This window comes from Nostoc sp. (assembly GCF_036917395.1).
Taxonomy (GTDB): Bacteria; Cyanobacteriota; Cyanobacteriia; order Cyanobacteriales; family Nostocaceae; genus Nostoc.
Window position 1 is genome coordinate 19,362 of record NZ_JBALDI010000070.1, and the last position, 19,303, is coordinate 38,664.

The window sequence follows — 19,303 nt, forward strand, 5'->3', positions numbered from 1 at the left end:
TCACAAAACATAATTGCGAATTGCGAATGGGCGAAAAAGCGAATTGTTTTAAAATCCCTGCCATTCTCGCTGGGAGAGTTCTTCTATCGGCAAGAACAAACTAGCTTCAATCTCCTGCCGCACAACGTCTGTTAGCTGACAGTTACTATTGAGGCAATCGATAAGCAACTGATTGGCATAGTAATATTGTTGCAATACTTGCTGTTGCTGTGGGTTGAAGTGCCAGTAATGCTGAATGTTTCGATGTTTGGCGATCGTCGCCTTTAATTGCTCCATCCAGGCAGGGAAACTTTTTTGCCACCATGTCTGAAACCTTTCTTTACTTAGTTTTGGATCAGGCAGTAGGTCTTTAAGTTGTTGTAAAGCTTGATGTAAGCCAGCATCTTGAACAATCGCTAAAGCATTACTCAAAGCATCGTCGCAGATTAGGGCATTGCCAAAATTAGATTTGCAGTCAATAATGCATTCCATTACTAGCTTGTCCAATGCCGCATCCAAAAAAATACCCTGATCAAGGATGCAGACAAGAGCAAAGGGTAAGGTAATAAGGTGAGGAGTCCTAGCTAAGGCAAGGTAAAACGCCCGAATTGCAGCAGGCTGGGGGGGAGCGACAAGGGACTTTTGGCTTGCCCAAGTTAAGAATTTTTGCAAATATGGATCTTCAGCCACTAGCGCATCAATTTGTTGCTTCATCAACTGTATCAGGAAATCTGCACTCCGCAGCATGGCAACCGTTAACAAAAAGATTTCACGCCATCGGGGTTCAGTGATATGACTCACCAGATGTTCTAAGGGTTGTTCTAATGCTTGTAAATTATGACTGGCAACGATTTGTCGAGCAGTCAGGTATTCTTGAAACGTCAAATAAGAGAAGGAAAAAATCCCCCGCACTCGTTCTGCCAGTAATCCATGTTGCAACTCTATTGCCTTAAGTACCCCTTCACTATCTAATTGCAATTCCTCTGGTTCTGTCGAAGCATTCGGCAAATCACGGATATAGTCGCCAATGTATTGCTCAACAATGCGTTGTTCAAAAAAGTAATTACCCTGCTCAAATGTGGCGTTAGCAATTTGACTTAGCAACTTCAGCTTTTGTGGTAATAAAAAACCTTGGTACATTTCATCCCGTTCAATTGCTTTAGTTTCGTCCCATTTGATCAGCAAAAGATCTAAACATTGCTTATAAAACGCAGCTTTTTGGGTTGGGAATTTGTTCTGCTGATCAAAAACCCAGCAAGCGAGGTGCAAAAATAAAGGGTTGACGACAAGTCTCCGAAATTGTAGGTTTTCGGGCAAATCTAGTTTCAGGGTAAACTCAACTGCCTGTTCAAGCCTCTGGTGGTCATTCGTTTTTGTGAGTCTTGTAAACCACTTATGAGCAAAGGCAACAATTTGCTCAGAGGTAAATGGGGCAATTTCGACATCTGTGAAGCGTTTGAGGCTGAAAGCTTTGGTCCCCGTGCGGCAAGTCACGACAAACATATTCTTTTGGTACTTTTCAGAGAGTCTGCGAATCTCGTTGACGACAGCGTTGCTTTGTTGATCGAGTACTTCATCTAATCCATCCAGCAACAGCAACACTCTGCCTTCCAACAACAAAATTTCAATCACAGATGCATCTGAAATCCCAGAGGTGAGCAATTCCTTGCAAATATAGTTGAGTAAATGGAACTCCCCTGCTTCTTTAGATTCGTCCGCAAAATCCCTTAAGGTGACAAAAATGGCAACCCGATTTGCGGCAAATCTACCTCGGTTGCATTGAATCGCTAGATGTTGCAAAAAGGTAGTTTTACCTGTTCCTGGTTTTCCCAACACCCGCAGCTTTGAATAAGTTTCAACTGCGCTAATCCCCGCGATTTGTGTCTGGGATATTTCACCTAAGCCAAAGCGATCAAATTCTCTTGATGTAATATTTTGCAAGTCAGCAAACTCTAACCACTGAAGGCTGGCAATCTCCTCCAAAATGTTGACATCAATGTAAATGTCGTCGATTCTAACAGGGCGATTAATATCTAATAACTGCAAAGTGCCGCACTGGTCTTCAATTTTCTCAAAGCGTTGCGATCGCACTTGTTCTACTAAAGCATCAATATCTAATAATTCAGCACCAAGTTCTTTTGATTCCGGAAATTCTTCTGGAGGATTAGCCGCAATCTCCCGCCAGTTCAACGACAACACCGAACAAATTTCTATAAAGATATGACGCTCAACCGGACGCCCAGTAAAAAACCGCCAAATTGGTTGGCGAGTCTTTAAGTTGACTTCAAAAGCCAAATTGTCTTGTGTCCACCCCTTATGAGCAAACGCTTTTTTGGCTTCTTGAATTCCAGTTACTGATCCCTGGAGCGATCGCTTGACCATAGGAGCTTACACACATCAACTAAAAGTTATTCAATTTGACATTCTTGCAACATGTCGTTTCTGAACTACTTAGAAACTAAATAAGCTATTTTTAAATACTAATGATTTATTTAAAGCATCTTCAGCCAATATTTCGTAATCGCATTTACCTCAGTATTACTTTGAAATTTACGTACTTTTTGTCACTTAATATTTTTTACGGGAGAAAGTTTTTGGATATTTAGTAGCTTTAGCGCTGCGGCAAGTCTAAAATTTCTCTACTATTGAGTACTCATAATTATCGTACCACTTCTGTACGCTTAAATATACTTGTGTATAAAGCTATAACAATTCGATTTTATTTTTGAAAAAAACGCTGAATAAACGGTGAAACACCATACCAATTTTAAATTTGGTGCAAAACAATCAGTGTCGAGTCTGAATCTCTCACTGATAGCGTAGCGGTAACGAGTCCACGAGCGTCTTGATTTTGACGAATGTATTCTAACTTAAAAAGTTTATTGTTCATTTAATAACTTTATTGTTTGTGTATACATTTACAACTGATACGAAGCCGTCAATGCTACCGCTAAAGCATCCGCAGCATCATCAGGTTTAGGAATTTCATCTAAATCCAACTCCCGCGCTACCGCCTCTTGCACATCTAACTTATCAGCATTACCATAGCCTGTTAAAGCTTGTTTAATTTGAGCCGGAGTAAACTCTACGTAGGGAAGACGACGCTGCCCTAACACCAAAATGAGTACACCCCGCGCCTGTGCAACCAGGATTGTACTTGACATCCGATAAAAGAATAGTTTCTCGATCGCCACTAAATCTGGTTGAAATTCCTCCATCAGGGTATGTAAATCATCAAACAAGGTACATAGGCGCTGTCCCATTTCTACATCTGCTGACGTTTTGATCACCCCAAAATCCAGCATATTTACTGTAGTCTCTTGCAGTTTGTTGGGAATTTGTGTGCAGGTAATTACCCCAAATCCTAAAATTGCCAGTCCTGGATCTAATCCTAAAATTCGTTTTTCCATTAAATTCACTTTTCCCAAGCCAGGGTATTGTTTAACTAGGAATACTGGCAATCTTCACGACTTGCTCTTAGTCTAAAGGAATTGACAAATATAATAGTTCCACGCCTGGTGTTTAAAACCAAGTGGTGTACATTTTCTGTTAATTATTGTTTGTAGCACTGCTCCAAATCAGGTATGTCAATTGGTTTTCTCAGACAAGCCCTCAACGCCCTGCAAAAGCAGTCGCGCTCTCGTACTTCCTATCGGGTTAATCAGTGGTTCAAATGGTTATCCCCTGGACTATCGGTAAAACGTTGGTTGTTGATCAGTGTTGGGGGTGTACTGCTAACGAGTTTGGGGTTAGCTATTTGGATTAAGCTGACCCCAATTTTTTGGATGATCGAGTTGTTTAAGAATTTTCTCTTAGTAATCACCAACATCTTACCCAACTATATAAGTGGGCCTTTGGTGCTGCTTGGCGGCTTGCTGTTAGTGCTTTGGGGGCAAACTCGCACTGTAAGCTCAATTACTAAGGTACTGAGAGCAGAAGGCGGAGAAGAACTTATCGATGTCTTGCTGGCGCATCATCGATTGTACCGAGGGCCGAAAATAGTGGTACTTGGTGGGGGTACGGGACTTTCTACGTTGTTGAGGGGACTGAAAACCTACAGCGCTAATATTACTGCTATTGTGACTGTAGCCGATGATGGTGGATCTTCTGGGCGGTTGCGTCAAGAATTTGGAGTGCTACCACCAGGTGATATTCGCAATTGTTTGGCTGCACTAGCAGACGAAGAAAAGTTATTAACAGAATTGTTTCAATACCGCTTTCGGGCTGGAGATGGGTTGACGGGTCACAGTTTTGGCAATTTGTTTTTAACGGCAATGAGCGATATTACTGGAGATTTAGAACAAGCAGTTGCAGCCAGTTCCAAAGTGCTAGCGGTACGGGGACAAGTACTACCAGCAACTCTCAGTGATGTTCGCCTCTGGGCAGAATTAGCCGATGGTCGCCGCATTGATGGGGAGTCTAGCATTCCCAAAGCTGGCGGTAAAATTGTCAAAATTGGCTGCATTCCAGCTAATCCCCCAGCAATCCCAGCAGCTATTAAGGCACTTAAAGAAGCTGATTACATCATTATTGGCCCAGGTAGTCTTTATACTAGCCTGATTCCTAATTTACTAGTACCAGAAATTGCCGATGCGATCGCTCAAACAAATGTCCCCCGTATTTATATCTGCAATATAATGACTCAACCAGGTGAAACCGAAGGTTACACTGTTGCCGATCACATCAGAGCAATTGATGCTGCTTGTGGGCAAAGACGGCTATTCGATGCTGTGCTAATACAGAAAAAATCCCCCTCAGAGCAATCACTCATCCGCTACGCCCAACAAAACTCCCATCCCGTTTTCCTGGATAGAGAAGCCGTAACTCAGCTAGGGCGAAGGATTGTTCCAGCTAATGTTTTGTATGAAGATGAAACGGGTTTTGTCCGTCACAATCCAGAGAAACTAGCACAAGTGTTGTTGCGGTGGTACGGTAGAGCTCATCATGGAAGATGAGTTAATAGTTCAAAGTTCATAGTGAGCTAGCTCTTGACTCTTAACCGGAGGCAACGCAAGTCTCCGGCTTTGCTCTTGACTCTTGACTAATTATGAAAATCTTTCTTGCAGATACAGAGGCGATGCTACGCTTAGGTATTACTCTGAGTGAATCCCTAACTCCTGGCAGTGTAATTTTACTAGAAGGTGATTTAGGTGCTGGGAAAACTACCCTAGTTCAAGGTATTGGCAAGGGTTTGGGAATCGCTGAACCTATTGTCAGTCCCACTTTTACCCTGATTAATGAGTACACGGAAGGACGCCTCCCCCTTTACCATCTAGATTTATATCGCTTAGAGCCACAAGAAGTTGCAGCCCTGAATTTAGAAAGTTACTGGGAAGGTGTTGAGGTCATACCAGGAATTGTGGCAGTTGAATGGGCGGAACGATTACCCTACAAGCCAGATAGTTATCTAAGTGTGAGTTTGACTTATGGGCATGGGGGTACACGTCAAGTCGAACTTATACCATTCAATTGTACCATTAGCGAAGTCATTGCCGCGATTTAAGCTCATCTCCCGACTTACATACGGGGAATTTCACTTTTTTAATCACAACACTAGAAAATTTCTGCAAATAGTCGAGGGAGAACTCCCCACTCGTCCTATCTGCCACTACCACGCTCACCATTGTAAATCACTAACATTGTTATCTCAACCAAAAATAAACGAAAGAATTGTTCAACAGCAGATATTTTGCAATCAAGTTCAGTTAAAGCTAAAAGAGAAAAGTTAAACAACAATCAAGTTCTGTATAATTCGTCTAACTTTCCTTACACTTAGTATTCCCAAGCTAGATTCAAAATATATACAAATAAAGAAATTATTTGAGAAATTTTTAAATTATTTTAAATAAGTTTAACTAGCAAATGATTTTTATGTTCACATCTGTAATTAGCACTGACATCAAAAACAATTAAACTAAAATATCTCGTGTTTCTACATAATTATCGTAGAAACACGAGATATTTTCTCCTAAATTAGTTGAGGTTAATATGCCTACGTGGATGCACTAGTTATCTTTAATGAAAGAAGCGATCGCCTTTTTCACCTGAGAACCGGAGTCGTCTCTGGTATAGTACGTAAGACCTTTATCAATGAATGCAGAGGTAGTATCTATTAACTGCTGAATAATCTCTGAACTACTGTTATCTATTTCTTCAGTGACTTTTTGCCCTGTAAATCGGTTTTTCCGAGCTTCTGGAGGTAATACAATCCGAGGATCTTTATAAGTCTCTTTTGGCTTGGGTTTAAATGTCTCATTTAAGTCAAACTGAAGCCGTAAGTAACGTTTAGAATCGTATCCACCCATGATTTGTCGGCAAATCGTACTACCAATCTCAGATGTAGGTTCCATAAAGATATTAGAAATATGTTCTACCCAGTCTAAGCCTCTCCATTTGCTTATTTGCTCATATTGATATGGTTCACCAGTTTGACCTGTGCCAATAGAAAGGATAGAAATATCTTCCAATTGCAGATGATCAAGTTTATATTTTTGCTTGATTGTTGGAGAGATTGAAGACTGACTGATCCTCATAACTAAACTCAAAGCTGCAAGAGAGGGGTTATTAGCAGAAACTCCTCCATCAATGTGCGGAAATTCCCAATCACCAAATTTTTGTTTATCTACAGGTTCTAATTTATATGGTGGAAAAAAAGTGGGAGCTGAGGCAGAAGCAGTACATATTTCCCATAAATAACAGTCATCGTACCATCTGTCTCCTAAATCGGGATGACAATTTGTAAAAAAGGTTGTATTACGATATAGCGTATCGTAAGCAAGAATCAAGATAATAGGTTTTTCAATATCCTTTATTCTGGTGGATTTATACGCATCTTTGAGGGCACTAATAATTCCATCATGAGAATATTTAGGTGCTGAAAATACATCAAGAATTGGTTTAATGAACGGCAAGTTTTTATAGCGTTTTCTATCTGGCGGGAATATATCTTTAGCTCTATCTCTATATAGTTTAATCAATTCATCACTCTCCTTTCCTATAGCAATCCCTCCTGCTAATATTGAACCAGTAGAAGTACCAGCGATCAGGTCAAAGTATTCGTGTAAAAAGTTTCCTTTCCCCTGATTTCTTATTTCTTGTTCTACTTGTTGAAGTATTCGTGCTGCGATGACTCCACGAATACCACCACCGTCTAAAGCCAAAATTTTGAAGGACATAAAATTCTCCTTAATTATTTCTAGGTTCCGTTACCTTATTTAGCTCTCGAAGATCCCTGGAAGCTATCCAGTTGCTTTCATAGCAGATTCTCCTTTGAAGTACAACAAGGGAAGGAACTCTCCAAAGTTATGACAGAATTCTTTTGCAATGCACTGCTTTCCCTTGGAAAGGGGGCTATTTTCCTCCATTTACTCTTTAGAGAGGGGGTAAATGGAAGTGGGAGTCTTCTGATCTGAATTGTATTGAGAGTGGCCGGAGGTACAATGTTTTTTACCTAAGACACTGATAAATTCAAAGTTTCAAGTCGCAATTTCGGATAAAGCGACAAGTTAATTAATCAAGCAAGGTCTAGTACTTTGTCAAGCTAGTTTTGAGGGTTTGTAGTAAGCACTTTAATACTTAGAAAATTAGGACTAAAGTCCTAACTACGAACTTGCTTACCCATCAATTTCAACTTGACATACTACTAACCTTAACTCTAGTAGATGAAAATCTTGCCAGTTAAAGTATGACTTTGATGTATAATTATTTGTCTATTGCGTAAGCTTAAATAAATATTTGCTATAAGAAAGTTAAAGCTTGACCCCGGACTTGCGTATTTACCTGGCCTTTGTCATAAACTATCTCACCACCGACAATAGTGGTTGTAGCCCAGCCGGTGAGGTTCCAGCCTTCAAAGGGACTCCAACGGCACTTGGTTAAAAGTTCCTCACGCCGAACTGGACGGTATGTGTTTAAATCTACAAGCACTAAATCGGCATCGTAACCAGGTGCGATCGCTCCTTTATTGGGAATACCATAGGCCACAGCTACAGCTTTAGACATCCAGTTCACAACTTGAGCAACAGTACACTTTCCCTCCATCGCCGCAGTTAACATTAAAGCTAGGGAAGTTTCCACCCCAGGCATTCCCGAAGGACTATTGGGGTATTCTTGAGCTTTTTCTTCTAAGGTGTGCGGCGCGTGATCTGTAGCGACGAAATCAATCACGCCATCGCGCAAAGCTTGCCAGAGAACTTCGTTATCGTGGGGCGATCGCAAAGGTGGATTCATCTGTGCTAATGTACCAATCTTCTCATAAGCACTAGTATTCAACAATAAATGCTGTGGTGTCACTTCTGCTGTTACCCAACTAGGTTTCTCCTGACGCAGCAAATCTGCTTCCTCCGCAGTTGACATGTGCAGAATATGCAGACGACGTTGATATTTTTGAGAAAGTTTTAATGCCAGTTGGGTTGCAAGCAAGGCCGCTTGATTATCTTGAATTTGCGAGTGAACAGCTGGATCGTGGATGTTGGCAAATTCTTGGCGTCGTTGATTGATTCTAGCTTGGTCTTCGGCATGAACGGCAATCAAGCGCGAGCCTTTAGCAAATATCGTCGAGAGTGCTGTTTCGCCATCAACCAGCAACTGACCATGCATCGACCCCATGAAAATCTTAATTCCTGGTGTTGGCTTTGCCAAAAGCAAATCTGGGAGATTCTCTGCTGTTGCCCCAATAAAAAAGCCATAATTAACCAAGCACTTGTGGGAGGAACGTTCTAGCTTGTCGTCTAAAGCCTGCTGTGTCGTTGTCAGGGGGCGGGTATTGGGCATTTCTAAAAAAGAAGTGACTCCGCCTTTAGCACAGGCACAACTGGCGGTGAATAAATCTTCCTTATGTTCTAATCCAGGTTCCCGAAAATGCACCTGCGGATCGATAACTCCTGGCAACAAAGTTAACCCTTGTGCGTCAATTTCAGTGACTAGTGCTGTTTGGGAGATTTCTGGGGCAACTTCGACTATTTGGCGATCGCGCGTCAACACATCCCCAATCATCAGTTCACCATTGGGTAGAATTATGCGAGCGCGGCGAATCAGTAAATTTTGTGGGGATGACATAGAGTTAACTTTGTTCAGACAGGGAGCTATGTATTACAGAGAACCATGCTTTTAGATTAAACTTATTCGCGCTCGGAGTAACCAATTTTTGCTGTGTCTTAAAAAAAAGTTTATTTTTAATTTATGAAGAAGACCGTCAATCAATTTTGGATTTTAGATTTAGGATTTTGTATTGACTGTACCCTAGAAGGGATGCGGCTTGGGGATTTTACATTGGTTTCACCCACCAAAGGCGAGTCATGATCCATAAGAGACACCCCCAATCCAAAATCTCAAATCCACAATCTAAAATTGGTAGTCAAGATGCGAACATGATTAGGAAATTAAAGTTTTCCCGTTAAGATTAACAAATAAAGTCTCACTAGGCGAGTTAATTACCTACATCTTTCGTTCAGTTAAGTAATTTCATGCAAAATCAAGTGCCTGATAACAATTCTAGTCAACAACCTGATAATTCTTGGATCGCAGAGCTAGGTAGAACAATTGTATTGAGCATTGTTCTAGCTCTGGGAATTCGTACATTTGTTGCTGAAGCACGCTGGATTCCTTCTGGATCGATGGAACCGACTCTGCATGGTACGCCAAACCAGTGGGAGGCAGACAAAATCATTGTCGATAAGTTGAAATATAAATTTGCTGACCCGCAGAGGGGAGATATTGTAGTATTTTCACCTACGCAAGAACTACAGAAAGAACAATACCAGGATGCTTTTATTAAACGGGTAATTGGCTTACCTGGAGAAAAAGTACAACTTAGAGATGGCAAAGTCTATATTAACAACAAACCCCTCTCAGAAGCCAATTACCTCAGTTCTGGGCAGAGCACAGTAATTGATGTTTGCCAATCAGGGCCACAGCCACCTTTTTTGGCAAAACTCCAGACTATACCAGCCGATTCATACTTAGTGCTAGGTGATAATCGTAACAATAGTTATGATGGCCGCTGCTGGGGTCTTGTCCCCCGCCAGAATATTATTGGACGGGCTATAGTTCGCTTCTGGCCTCTAAATCATGTTGGAGGAATAGATAAATCGCCACTATATCCATAAATTAACAATATTACTAAGGTGGATAAGTAACAAAAGAATTTTAGATTGAGAACTGCTAGATCACCAATCTTTAATCCAAAATCCGTCTTGAAAAGTTTGCTAGGGAGGGACTTGTTACAACGCTCTTAACCCGCGCAACGCAGTGGCTCTCCTGACAACTTTTCGCAAAATCTAAAATTCAAAATTGCTATGATGCCTTACCTAGCCAAGATTTTAGTGTATCCAGTTAAGTCACTGGATGGTGTCGAAGTTGAGAACGCTGGAGTTCTTGCCAGTGGCGCACTACAGTATGACCGTGAGTTTGCCATTTTTGACGAACAGGGTAAATTTGTCAATGCCAAGCGTCATGCTAAAATCCATTTACTAAGGGCGCAATTTGCACTCTTCAATAGAACTATCTCGCTACAAATCCCAGACGGCGACTCACAACAAATTTTTCATCTGGATGACGAACGGCAAGCGCTAGAAGCAACTTTGAGTGATTTTTTTGGGTTTGCTGTCACATTCAGGCAAAACTCTCTGATGGGCTTTCCTGACGATACATCTGCACCAGGTTCAACGGTAATTAGTACAGCAACGTTGGCAGAGGTAGCTTCTTGGTTTCCCGGTTTAAGTGTAGATGAGATGCGCCGTCGGATGCGTGCCAACATTGAGATTGATGGTGTACCAGCATTTTGGGAAGATCAGCTATTTAGTGAACAAGGTGATTTGTTTTCTTTTCAAGTGGGAGATGTCCACTTTTTTGGGGTTAAGCCATGTCAGCGTTGTATAGTCCCAACACGCGATTCTTACTTAGGGGAAGCTTACCCAAACTTTCAAAAAATCTTTGCGAACCAGCGGCAAGCAACCTTGCCAGATTGGGTTGCTTCATCGCCTTTTAATCACTTTTACAGATTGAGTGTCAATACCCAATTACCCCCATCTTCATCTGGAAAAATTTTACAAATCGGCGATGAGGTTAACACACTTCCACAAGAAAATTAACATTTATTTGAAATAAAAAATACAAAGTAAATTTTTTTTGTTTTTATCATTTATTTGCGTGAAAATTTTAAAATTGTTGTAGTTAAATACAGGTTTTTGTACAAGTTGAGAGATTTTGAAACTGGAAAATCAAGTAAGTGTGACTGATCTATTCGCCCCTTTACAATCTCTCAAACAAGGTGACTGGTTCAAGCTGATCTGCGGAGCCAGCTTCCAGCATTTGTCCGCAGTCAGAAATTTAACGTTAGCCTATACTTTGGCGGGCGCTGACTGCATAGATGTTGCAGCCGACCCAGCAGTAATTGCAGCGGCGCAAGCAGCGCTACAAGTAGCCAGAACTCTTGCTAGAGACGCCCAAAAGCGAGGCTTTGACTACAAAGGCAATTCACCTTTTTTGATGGTCAGCCTGAACGATGGAGAAGACCCCCATTTTCGGAAAGCAGAATTTAATCCTACTGAGTGTCCTGTAGATTGCCCTAGACCCTGTGAACGGATTTGTCCGGCACAAGCAATCATATTTAACAATAAAAAAGAAGACTTTTCGGGAGTAGTATCCGAAAAGTGCTATGGCTGCGGTCGTTGCATACCAATTTGTCCATATGGTAGAATTTATACATCTTCATATGTGACAACGCCGGGAGCGATCGCGCCATTGATAATGTCAACGGGAGTAGATGCCGTAGAAATCCATACACAAGTAGGGCGGTTGGCAGAATTTCAGCGATTGTGGCAAGCAATTTCACCGTGGGCCGACCAATTAAAGGTACTAGCGATCAGCTGTCCTGATGGCGATGGGATGACTGACTACCTAAAAGCAATATATGACCTGATTGCCCCACTCAAGAGTGCTTTAATATGGCAAACCGACGGTCGCCCCATGAGCGGCGATATTGGCGATGGCACTACAATAGCCGCGGTGAAATTAGGGCAAAAAGTTTTGGCAGCTAAATTACCGGGATATGTGCAGTTAGCAGGCGGCACTAATAGCTATACGGTTGCTAAGTTAAAGGCAATGGGACTGCTAAACGATTTTAGATTGCCGATTTTAGATTTTGGATTAGAAGACGCCAATCCACAATCTGAAATCCAAAATCGTTCGACTGAGCGCTCATGCCGTACTCCTACGGGGAAGCAAGCTACGCGTAGCGTTCCGCAGGAAAGTCCAAAATCCAAAATTGCTGGGGTTGCCTACGGTAGCTACGCCCGTGTACTGCTGTCACCGATTCTCGATCAATTAGAGAATAAGGAGGTAACTAACAGTAACATTAAGGCGACTGTTCGCCTAGAAGAAGATGACGGATTACTTTGGCAAGCTGTAGAACTTGCCCATTCTCTCGTTTCCCAAATCAAGTTACAGCAGGAGCGTTAATTTATTGCTCAGGACAATTACCCAGAACGGGTTCTCCTGCACGCAAATCTGAAACTTGATTGGTCAGTTAACGATTCCTCGCGCTTTGGTTGCGCTGGTTCAAAATTCGTAAATCAGTTTACAACCGTAACGCACCTAGTCTTCGACCCTAAAAAGGTTGGGGTTTTTTTGTAGGTTCCACGTAGTGAAAGTTCTTAGACTATTACTTCAACAACTTTAGAGATATAAGATAGAGGTATGCTTTTGTCCCTCATTCCCCGATAGGTTGAGAGAGTGAGCATTTGTTAAGCATAAATCATGAGTATTAAATCATACTAGCAATTTATGCTCGTATAGTGAAGGTAGGGAGTTTGAGCATGAAGTGAGCGCTTGAGAACAGTTAAAGGCTGAAAGTATTCATTTGCTGTTGTTTCCGTCACCATATAAAGCATGACGATTACAGACGATCTCCAAAAGTTATTAGACATTTTGCCCCAAGATTTGCAACAAGTACTAGAGAGTCATCCCAAACGAGATAGTTTAGTAGAAGTGGTTTTGGATTTGGGTCGTCGCCCAGAGGCTCGCTTTCCCAATCAAGCTGAGTATCTGAGCGAAGTACCCGTTACTCAAGAACAGATAGATGATTGCATTCAACGAGTCGGAATCTTTGGCGGAGATAATCGGGCAGGAATTGAGCAAACTTTGCATCGGATCAGCGCCATCCGCAATCGCACGGGTAAGATTATTGGCTTGACCTGTCGCGTTGGTCGGGCGGTATTCGGAACCATTGGCATGATCCGCGATTTGGTAGAAACTGGTAAATCGATTCTCATGCTAGGGCGTCCAGGCGTGGGCAAAACTACTGCCTTACGGGAAATTGCCCGTGTTTTGGCGGATGAACTGGATAAGCGAGTGGTGATTATTGACACCTCTAACGAAATAGCTGGGGATGGTGATGTTGCTCACCCCGCCATTGGTCGCGCTAGGCGGATGCAAGTGGCTCATCCAGAACAACAGCATCAGGTGATGATTGAGGCAGTGGAAAACCATATGCCAGAAGTCATTGTCATTGATGAAATTGGCACGGAACTGGAAGCTTTAGCGGCTCGTACCATTGCTGAACGGGGTGTACAGTTGGTAGGTACTGCCCACGGGAATCAGATAGAAAATCTGATTAAAAACCCCACCCTTGCTGATTTAGTTGGGGGTATCCAAGCTGTGACACTGGGAGACGACGAAGCCAGACGCCGGGGTTCTCAAAAGACTGTTTTGGAGCGGAAAGCGCCTCCTACCTTCGAGATTGCTGTGGAAATGTTGGAACGGCAACGCTGGACAGTACACGAAAGTGTTGCTGACACTGTAGATAATCTGCTGCGGGGCCGTCAGCCTACCCCACAAACGAGAACTGTTGATGACCACGGCAAAGTCGGGGTTACAAGGCAGTTAGCCGTTGTCAACGGTCGCGGTGGACAGCTAGCGACAGTGGAGGAATCTTTCCCACCGGCGCGACCGTCTAATGGCTGGCGTTCATCTGGGCAAATGGTAGCACTGCCGCAATTGCCAGTAGAGCGGGTGACTGGGCAGAGTGAGTTTGACCGTTTGCTAGATGAATCCTTCAATTATTCGGAGAGCATTGATTTAGGTGCTGCTACCAGACAGCCAGGGCCTAATGGTGAAGATTTGCCACTGCATGTTTACCCCTATGGCGTCAGCCGCCATCAACTAGAACAGGTAATCAGCGTGCTAACTTTACCCGTGGTATTGACAAAAGATATAGATAGTGCTGATGCAATTTTAGCACTGCGATCGCACGTCAAAAACCACGCCAAATTACGCCAAATGGCCAAAGCCCGTCATGTACCCATCCACATGATTAAGTCCAGCACCATTCCCCAAATTACCCGTGGTCTGCGGCGGTTGCTGAACATGGACGACCCAGAAATGGCTGATGACCGCGAACTGCAACTGTTTTTGCACAGTGGTAGCGATGATGAGATGGACGCTCTTGAAGAAGCCAGACTTGCTGTTGAGCAAATTGTGATTCCTAAAGGACAGCCAGTCGAGTTATTGCCGCGTTCTCCGCAAGTCCGCAAAATGCAACATGAGTTGGTAGAACATTATCGCCTCAAGTCGCATAGTTTTGGTGAAGAACCAAATAGAAGATTGCGGATTTATCCGGCGTAACCTCACCTCCAACCCCTCTCCGAAACGGAGAGGGGATGTCACTAGGAGACACTTAACTTAATGTCCTATAGAGAGTTTTCTTTAAGAAAAGTAAAACAAGACTTTAATCTCACCTTAGTAGAAGGTGGGCGATTTTTACCTCCTATAGAATCAATCTCACCTAGTCCCCTGCTGGCTGAATTTTTAGCAGAAAGTATCCAGTTAGCAATTGCAATGGGTTCTGAGAAAGCTAGATCAGAATTGATTATCAGCCCAATATTGTTTGAAGTCCGAAAAATTCTCAACAGACAAATCAGTTTTTTTTCTGGAGAAGAATTTAATGTTGAACCAGAAGTTGGACTGGCGGGATTTTGCGACTTTATGATTAGCATTTCGCCAGAACAGTTATTTATTGAAGCCCCAGCAGTGGTGATTGTGGAAGCCAAAAAGGAAAATCTCAAAGGTGGTTTGGGGCAGTGTATTGCAGAAATGATCGCCGCCCAAAGGTTTAATGCCAAATACGAAAAAACTATTGCCATTATCTACGGTAGTGTTACTAGTGGCAACTTGTGGACTTTCCTTAAGTTGAAGGACAATACTGTAACTATTGATTTAACTGAATACTTAATTCCTCCAGTAGAGCAAGTCTTAGGTATTTTAGTGTGGATGATTCAGTCACAGTCAGCTTCTGATTGTTGTTAATTTACTCAACCAGTACAAAGTCATCACTAATGAGCTTTTGAATTATCATATTCTGATGGAGATCAAGATATAATTCTCCTAACTAATTATTGGCACTCTTAATGAGGCTTATTGAGAAATTAATGGAAGGCGATCACATTTTTAGTTAAGCGTGCGATCGTATTACTTATTTTGTGGATAAGTAAAAGGTGATTTTTGTTTATCCTCATTATCCAATTTGGTTGAGTTAAGATATATTTAATTGGAAAACCGGGACTTTTTCTGCTGAAGCCTCTTGAGCCTAAAACGCATTTCTTTTAGTTTAGTTTATCTTTTGCTCCTTGTCTTTTGTATAGAGTCGCTGCCTTTTGATAATCTTTAATTGCTTGTTCTTTATTTAGTAAGTTCTTATCATAAACAAAACCACGATTTTCATAGACATTAGCTAAGTCAGGAGAAAGGCGAATAGCTGTAGTATAGTCATCAATTGCTGCCTGATATTTTTTTATAGAATATTGAGTATCTCCACGTTTTATGTATGCATTAACATTTTTAGGGGCAATTTTAATAGCTTGGGTATAATCTTTAATTGCTGCCTGATAATCTTTGAGAAAATGGCGAGCATGACCACGTTTTATGTAAGCGTTAATATTTTTAGGAGCAATTTTAATAGCTTCGGTATAGTCTTCAAATGCTCCTTGGTAATCTCGTCTATCAAGTTTATCTTGTCCCTGAATTAATAAGTTATTGACCTGCATCTGTGGTGAGGAATTACAAAATACCAATAACACTGCAATTCCAATAATACTAGCAGCAATACCAACTGAAAAAATCGGTATATTTATACCTCTAATAATTTGGTTCAAAGAGTGGTTGGAAATAAACCGATTGATAGATGTAAAAATTTCCGATTTTTGTTGTTCTCGAATCAGTTGTAGTTGTTGTTGCCCTTCTTGTATTTTCTCGACTTCTTGCCTAATATTTCCAACAATATTTACAAATGCATCGTCCTGCCTTGGCCAATACTTACTAGTTATAGGTTCACCATTGTCAGGTAAACACTGTAAATGCCCGAATGGTGTAGCTTGCCAGTTATCAATTAGCCGGAGTTTAACAGGGATTACACAGGCTTTTTCAGCGTTGTGCCGCTCCATCGCCCGCCTCGTAATTTTCTTACAATCATCTTCTGCCAAAAAGTCTGGACTAACCAGGAGTACAATGACTTCAGATGTATTCAGGTGTTGGTAACTTTCCTGTTTCCAGTCTCTTCCAGCCAACCTTTGACTTTTATGCCAGTTTATACTTACTCTTAGTGGTTCCAAACCACTAAGGTGCGGTTCTAGTTTTACTCGCAATTTTTGATCATCACGGGAGTTAGAGTGGACAAAAAAAAGTTTTATAGTTCTGGTAGATGTCAGCAAGAAAGACATAAATTCCGATTTACGTAGCTTTTATGCGAAAATTTTCAATATCCGTATTTAATCTGTTTCGGCTGCTATTTGCTTGACTGCTTCTGCAAATTCTTCAGCAATCAGAACGAATGCTTCATTCTGATTTTTCCAAAATCTACTGTCAGTTACAAACTTGCCATTCTTGGGTAAATACTGGAGGTTGCCAAGCTGAGAATTTCCCAATCTTAGACTCTGCCAACTTGCAACAGGAATGAGTAAAATGGGAATGACATTAGTTCCTTCTGCATAGCATCTTTCTATTGCCTCTTTAACTTCAGATTGGTGGTAATCCACCATAAAATTTGGACTAATAAGTAGGATAATTATATTGGCTAAATTCAGTTTTTTATTAATTTCAATATTAATATTTTTTCCTGCTCTTATTTTGCTTTTATCCCAAATCTTAATATTGCCTTGGATCTCCATATTATGGATAGATTTTTCTAGATTCTTTCGGAGCTTTTCATCTTGTTGAGAGTGATATAAAAAAACTTCGATGGCTTCAGTGTTCCCTAGTACTTCACAAGTTTGATGTACTTTTCTCTGGGATATACTGTGTGGGATTATTTTTGTATGAGAAAGCAATTGTAATTGTGCTTCAATATCATTTAACTGCCGATCGATATCGTTCAGTTTAGCCTCTTCATCTTGAATCTGTTTTTCTAATTGAAATTTTACTGCCGTACCTGCTTCAATAGCCCAATCTATTCGCAACCGCTTTAATTTTTCGCATCGCTGTTCAGACTCAGCATCAAGTGCTTCCCACCGTTTCTGCAACCGCTGCTGCTGTTCAGTACTTAAGCTTTTAGCCATTTTGAATGTTAGATATTTAATTGTGTATTATTTTATACTTAACATTTAATATTAGTATAAACACTATCTTAAATAATTCTACAAAATTACTTGCAAGATCACTAATGTCTGCTATTAGCTTGATATCAGTGCGCTCGCATTTGCTACTCATTGAAATTGAGATCACAAAATCTGGGAATTTTGCGATTATTTGCTACTTTAAACTATATGCAAATAATTGAAATTTCTCAATTTCAAGCATTTCGCCGCAGTGTGGCAATGGTAATGCAGGTAGTTCCAAAGGAGCTACGCTACGTGACAATTTTGACATTACTGGGTGGTTCAAGCCCAGCGATCGCTATTTGGCTCAACAAGGTGATCATTGATGAAATTACTCGCTTATTGAGCATCGCGACAAGGCAGAATACGATCGCCTTGATACTTTCTCAACCGCTGCTACTCTCCAGTATTGCAGGTTCACTGCTGGTGAATTTGGTGGATTATTTGGAATGGGCAAGATTTGCGATCGCGGATTGATGTAGTTATGCAAGATTACACTCGTTTTCCGACTACCGTGCGGAGAAAATGTTGCTTTTGGGGATTTAGCTAAAATGCAGGATGATCTCGCCATTACCGAAGCGATCGCCAAGGCTGGTTTGGCTAGAGTAATTCAAAACCTCGATCACGGTTTGGAAACTCTCTTAGGCAAACAACTAGAAAGCGGTATTGATCTATCAGGGGGACAATGGCAGAGGTTAGCGTAGGCGTAGCCCGCTGTAAGCATCGCTCGTGCTTTGCTGCGACTGTCTTCAGCCGAACTACTCATCCTTGACGAGTTAACAGCAAACCTTGATCCAAAAACAGAACATGAAATTTACAACATTTTGCGTACCTTGGCGAAGGGGAGAATAGCCGTTGTAGTCAGCCATCGCCTCGCTTTGGCAAAACTAGCAGACCGAGTAGTAGTACTAGAACACGGTCAAATTATCGAGGTAGGTACTCATGACGAACTGATCGCACTAGGCGGACAGTATCACCTGATGTTTACTCGTCAAGCCAGTAGTTACAACTGAGTCGAGAATGGGGAGCATGGGGAGAGGCTTAAGAAGATTTTGCCCTATAGCTTTCTTCCTTCATTCAATATTGCATTTTATACTTATTACAGTTATTTATCAGTAATTTCACGTTTTGTATTACAAAAACTTGTAAATAAAAACCGTGTTGACTCTGAAGCCAAAAATCATGTTTATATTGAACTATTTAGGTATACAAGCAAACCTTTTAATTGTCAAAAGTACTTAAATAATGACAACTGACTTTAATCAAACCCCAGACTCTCCTTGGAATCCTTTCCTCCCAACTAAAAGAGATATAAGCAGAACTGAAGAACTAGCACAAAAAAGCCCTATCGTTGCTGGTGTGTTAACATTTTTTCTTCCCCTTGCTACCATGATTTATCTCAACAGAGGAGTAAATAATCTAAAAATTCTCGGATATGTATTTGTCGCTGCTTTTATATTAGGTATAGTTTCATACGAAGAAAAAGATACTGGAAAAATGAAAAGAGTAAGTAATCTAGTTGGATTATGTGGTCAAGTAGCTTTAATTACCGAGAATGTCAAAGCAGTTACTTTAGCCCGTAAGCGATTAAGTTCTAAGCAATCTTAATAATTACTAAATATTAACTACTGTCCCTGAGCAGAAAATTACAAACAAGCTTTTACTATTTAGTATAAAAGTTTGTCCGTATCTAAGCCAAGCCGGCTTGGCTTAGATATATTTTACATAAACGGTAAACA

General features: G+C 41.2%; 17 protein-coding genes. 11 read left to right on the forward strand and 6 right to left on the reverse strand.

All coding sequences use genetic code 11. The features are described from left to right. Nucleotides 1–48: 48 nt before the first annotated feature. Together V7K46_RS23375 and ruvC are read right to left on the reverse strand one after the other, a co-directional pair. Nucleotides 49–2,361 (reverse strand): NACHT domain-containing protein, encoded by a 2,313-nt coding sequence (locus tag V7K46_RS23375; RefSeq protein WP_335117290.1) that lies wholly within the window; start codon nt 2,359–2,361, stop codon nt 49–51. A gap of 536 nt (nt 2,362–2,897) precedes the next feature. Further along, nucleotides 2,898–3,389, reverse strand: a complete 492-nt coding sequence (gene ruvC, locus V7K46_RS23380) for a crossover junction endodeoxyribonuclease RuvC (protein ID WP_335117293.1) — start codon at nt 3,387–3,389, stop codon at nt 2,898–2,900. A gap of 174 nt (nt 3,390–3,563) precedes the next feature. Between ruvC and V7K46_RS23385 the strand changes: the two genes are divergently transcribed. Beyond that, the gene (locus V7K46_RS23385; RefSeq protein ID WP_335117295.1) at nt 3,564–4,934 is read left to right on the forward strand and encodes a gluconeogenesis factor YvcK family protein; all 1,371 of its coding nucleotides are present in this window, start codon (nt 3,564–3,566) and stop codon (nt 4,932–4,934) included. Between the two features lie 92 nt (nt 4,935–5,026). Beyond that, the gene (gene tsaE / locus V7K46_RS23390; protein WP_335117297.1) at nt 5,027–5,482 is read left to right on the forward strand and encodes a tRNA (adenosine(37)-N6)-threonylcarbamoyltransferase complex ATPase subunit type 1 TsaE; all 456 of its coding nucleotides are present in this window, start codon (nt 5,027–5,029) and stop codon (nt 5,480–5,482) included. 502 nt (nt 5,483–5,984) lie between these two features. Here tsaE and V7K46_RS23395 read toward each other — a convergent pair. Both V7K46_RS23395 and V7K46_RS23400 read right to left on the reverse strand, forming a co-directional pair. Continuing rightward, entirely contained in the window at nt 5,985–7,154 is a 1,170-nt protein-coding gene (locus V7K46_RS23395; RefSeq protein WP_335117299.1) for a patatin-like phospholipase family protein, read from the reverse strand. A gap of 562 nt (nt 7,155–7,716) precedes the next feature. Further along, nucleotides 7,717–9,036: a dihydroorotase gene (locus V7K46_RS23400; protein ID WP_335117301.1), complete on the reverse strand. Its 1,320-nt coding sequence runs from the start codon at nt 9,034–9,036 to the stop codon at nt 7,717–7,719. 407 nt (nt 9,037–9,443) lie between these two features. Here V7K46_RS23400 and lepB point away from each other — a divergent pair, with 407 nt between their 5' ends. From lepB to V7K46_RS23425, 5 genes are all read left to right on the forward strand, one after another. Further along, nucleotides 9,444–10,085, forward strand: coding sequence for a signal peptidase I (gene lepB / locus V7K46_RS23405; RefSeq protein ID WP_335117303.1), 642 nt, complete (start codon nt 9,444–9,446; stop codon nt 10,083–10,085). A 192-nt stretch (nt 10,086–10,277) separates the two neighbouring features. Next, complete coding sequence (locus V7K46_RS23410) at nt 10,278–11,069, forward strand: MOSC domain-containing protein (RefSeq protein WP_335117591.1); 792 nt, start codon at nt 10,278–10,280, stop codon at nt 11,067–11,069. Between the two features lie 139 nt (nt 11,070–11,208). Next, on the forward strand, nt 11,209–12,438 hold the full coding sequence (gene ldpA, locus V7K46_RS23415; RefSeq protein WP_335117305.1) for a circadian clock protein LdpA: 1,230 nt from the start codon (nt 11,209–11,211) through the stop codon (nt 12,436–12,438). Nucleotides 12,439–12,867: 429 nt separating this feature from the next. Next, a complete protein-coding gene (locus V7K46_RS23420; protein ID WP_335117307.1) occupies nt 12,868–14,601 on the forward strand; it encodes a R3H domain-containing nucleic acid-binding protein in 1,734 nt (577 codons plus the stop codon). 60 nt (nt 14,602–14,661) lie between these two features. Continuing rightward, entirely contained in the window at nt 14,662–15,282 is a 621-nt protein-coding gene (locus V7K46_RS23425; RefSeq protein WP_335117309.1) for a hypothetical protein, read from the forward strand. 296 nt (nt 15,283–15,578) lie between these two features. On the opposite strand, the gene V7K46_RS23430 is transcribed toward V7K46_RS23425, so the two are convergent. Together V7K46_RS23430 and V7K46_RS23435 are read right to left on the reverse strand one after the other, a co-directional pair. After that, nucleotides 15,579–16,691, reverse strand: coding sequence for a tetratricopeptide repeat protein (locus V7K46_RS23430; RefSeq protein WP_335117311.1), 1,113 nt, complete (start codon nt 16,689–16,691; stop codon nt 15,579–15,581). A 48-nt stretch (nt 16,692–16,739) separates the two neighbouring features. Further along, nucleotides 16,740–17,426 (reverse strand): toll/interleukin-1 receptor domain-containing protein, encoded by a 687-nt coding sequence (locus V7K46_RS23435; protein ID WP_335117314.1) that lies wholly within the window; start codon nt 17,424–17,426, stop codon nt 16,740–16,742. 306 nt (nt 17,427–17,732) lie between these two features. Between V7K46_RS23435 and V7K46_RS23440 the strand changes: the two genes are divergently transcribed. From V7K46_RS23440 to V7K46_RS23455, 4 genes are all read left to right on the forward strand, one after another. Then, nucleotides 17,733–18,041, forward strand: a complete 309-nt coding sequence (locus tag V7K46_RS23440) for a hypothetical protein (protein WP_335117317.1) — start codon at nt 17,733–17,735, stop codon at nt 18,039–18,041. A 74-nt stretch (nt 18,042–18,115) separates the two neighbouring features. Continuing rightward, complete coding sequence (locus V7K46_RS23445; protein WP_335117319.1) at nt 18,116–18,268, forward strand: hypothetical protein; 153 nt, start codon at nt 18,116–18,118, stop codon at nt 18,266–18,268. 30 nt (nt 18,269–18,298) lie between these two features. After that, nucleotides 18,299–18,577 (forward strand): hypothetical protein, encoded by a 279-nt coding sequence (locus V7K46_RS23450; RefSeq protein WP_335117321.1) that lies wholly within the window; start codon nt 18,299–18,301, stop codon nt 18,575–18,577. A gap of 232 nt (nt 18,578–18,809) precedes the next feature. Continuing rightward, nucleotides 18,810–19,172 carry a hypothetical protein gene (locus tag V7K46_RS23455; RefSeq protein ID WP_335117323.1) on the forward strand — a complete coding sequence of 121 codons (363 nt, stop codon included), beginning with the start codon at nt 18,810–18,812 and terminating at the stop codon, nt 19,170–19,172. The last annotated feature ends 131 nt before the right edge of the window (nt 19,173–19,303 follow it).

What these genes read in the sequence shown, in the direction of transcription:
- V7K46_RS23440 (WP_335117317.1), top strand. Translation starts at nt 17,733, where the DNA reads ATGCAAATAATTGAAATTTCTCAATTTCAAGCATTTCGCCGCAGTGTG.
- V7K46_RS23375 (WP_335117290.1), bottom strand. Translation starts at nt 2,361, where the DNA reads ATGGTCAAGCGATCGCTCCAGGGATCAGTAACTGGAATTCAAGAAGCC.
- tsaE (WP_335117297.1), top strand. Translation starts at nt 5,027, where the DNA reads ATGAAAATCTTTCTTGCAGATACAGAGGCGATGCTACGCTTAGGTATT.
- V7K46_RS23400 (WP_335117301.1), bottom strand. Translation starts at nt 9,036, where the DNA reads ATGTCATCCCCACAAAATTTACTGATTCGCCGCGCTCGCATAATTCTA.
- V7K46_RS23445 (WP_335117319.1), top strand. Translation starts at nt 18,116, where the DNA reads ATGCAGGATGATCTCGCCATTACCGAAGCGATCGCCAAGGCTGGTTTG.
- lepB (WP_335117303.1), top strand. Translation starts at nt 9,444, where the DNA reads ATGCAAAATCAAGTGCCTGATAACAATTCTAGTCAACAACCTGATAAT.
- V7K46_RS23395 (WP_335117299.1), bottom strand. Translation starts at nt 7,154, where the DNA reads ATGTCCTTCAAAATTTTGGCTTTAGACGGTGGTGGTATTCGTGGAGTC.
- V7K46_RS23385 (WP_335117295.1), top strand. Translation starts at nt 3,564, where the DNA reads ATGTCAATTGGTTTTCTCAGACAAGCCCTCAACGCCCTGCAAAAGCAG.
- V7K46_RS23410 (WP_335117591.1), top strand. Translation starts at nt 10,278, where the DNA reads ATGCCTTACCTAGCCAAGATTTTAGTGTATCCAGTTAAGTCACTGGAT.
- V7K46_RS23455 (WP_335117323.1), top strand. Translation starts at nt 18,810, where the DNA reads ATGACAACTGACTTTAATCAAACCCCAGACTCTCCTTGGAATCCTTTC.
- V7K46_RS23430 (WP_335117311.1), bottom strand. Translation starts at nt 16,691, where the DNA reads ATGTCTTTCTTGCTGACATCTACCAGAACTATAAAACTTTTTTTTGTC.
- V7K46_RS23420 (WP_335117307.1), top strand. Translation starts at nt 12,868, where the DNA reads ATGACGATTACAGACGATCTCCAAAAGTTATTAGACATTTTGCCCCAA.
- V7K46_RS23425 (WP_335117309.1), top strand. Translation starts at nt 14,662, where the DNA reads ATGTCCTATAGAGAGTTTTCTTTAAGAAAAGTAAAACAAGACTTTAAT.
- ruvC (WP_335117293.1), bottom strand. Translation starts at nt 3,389, where the DNA reads ATGGAAAAACGAATTTTAGGATTAGATCCAGGACTGGCAATTTTAGGA.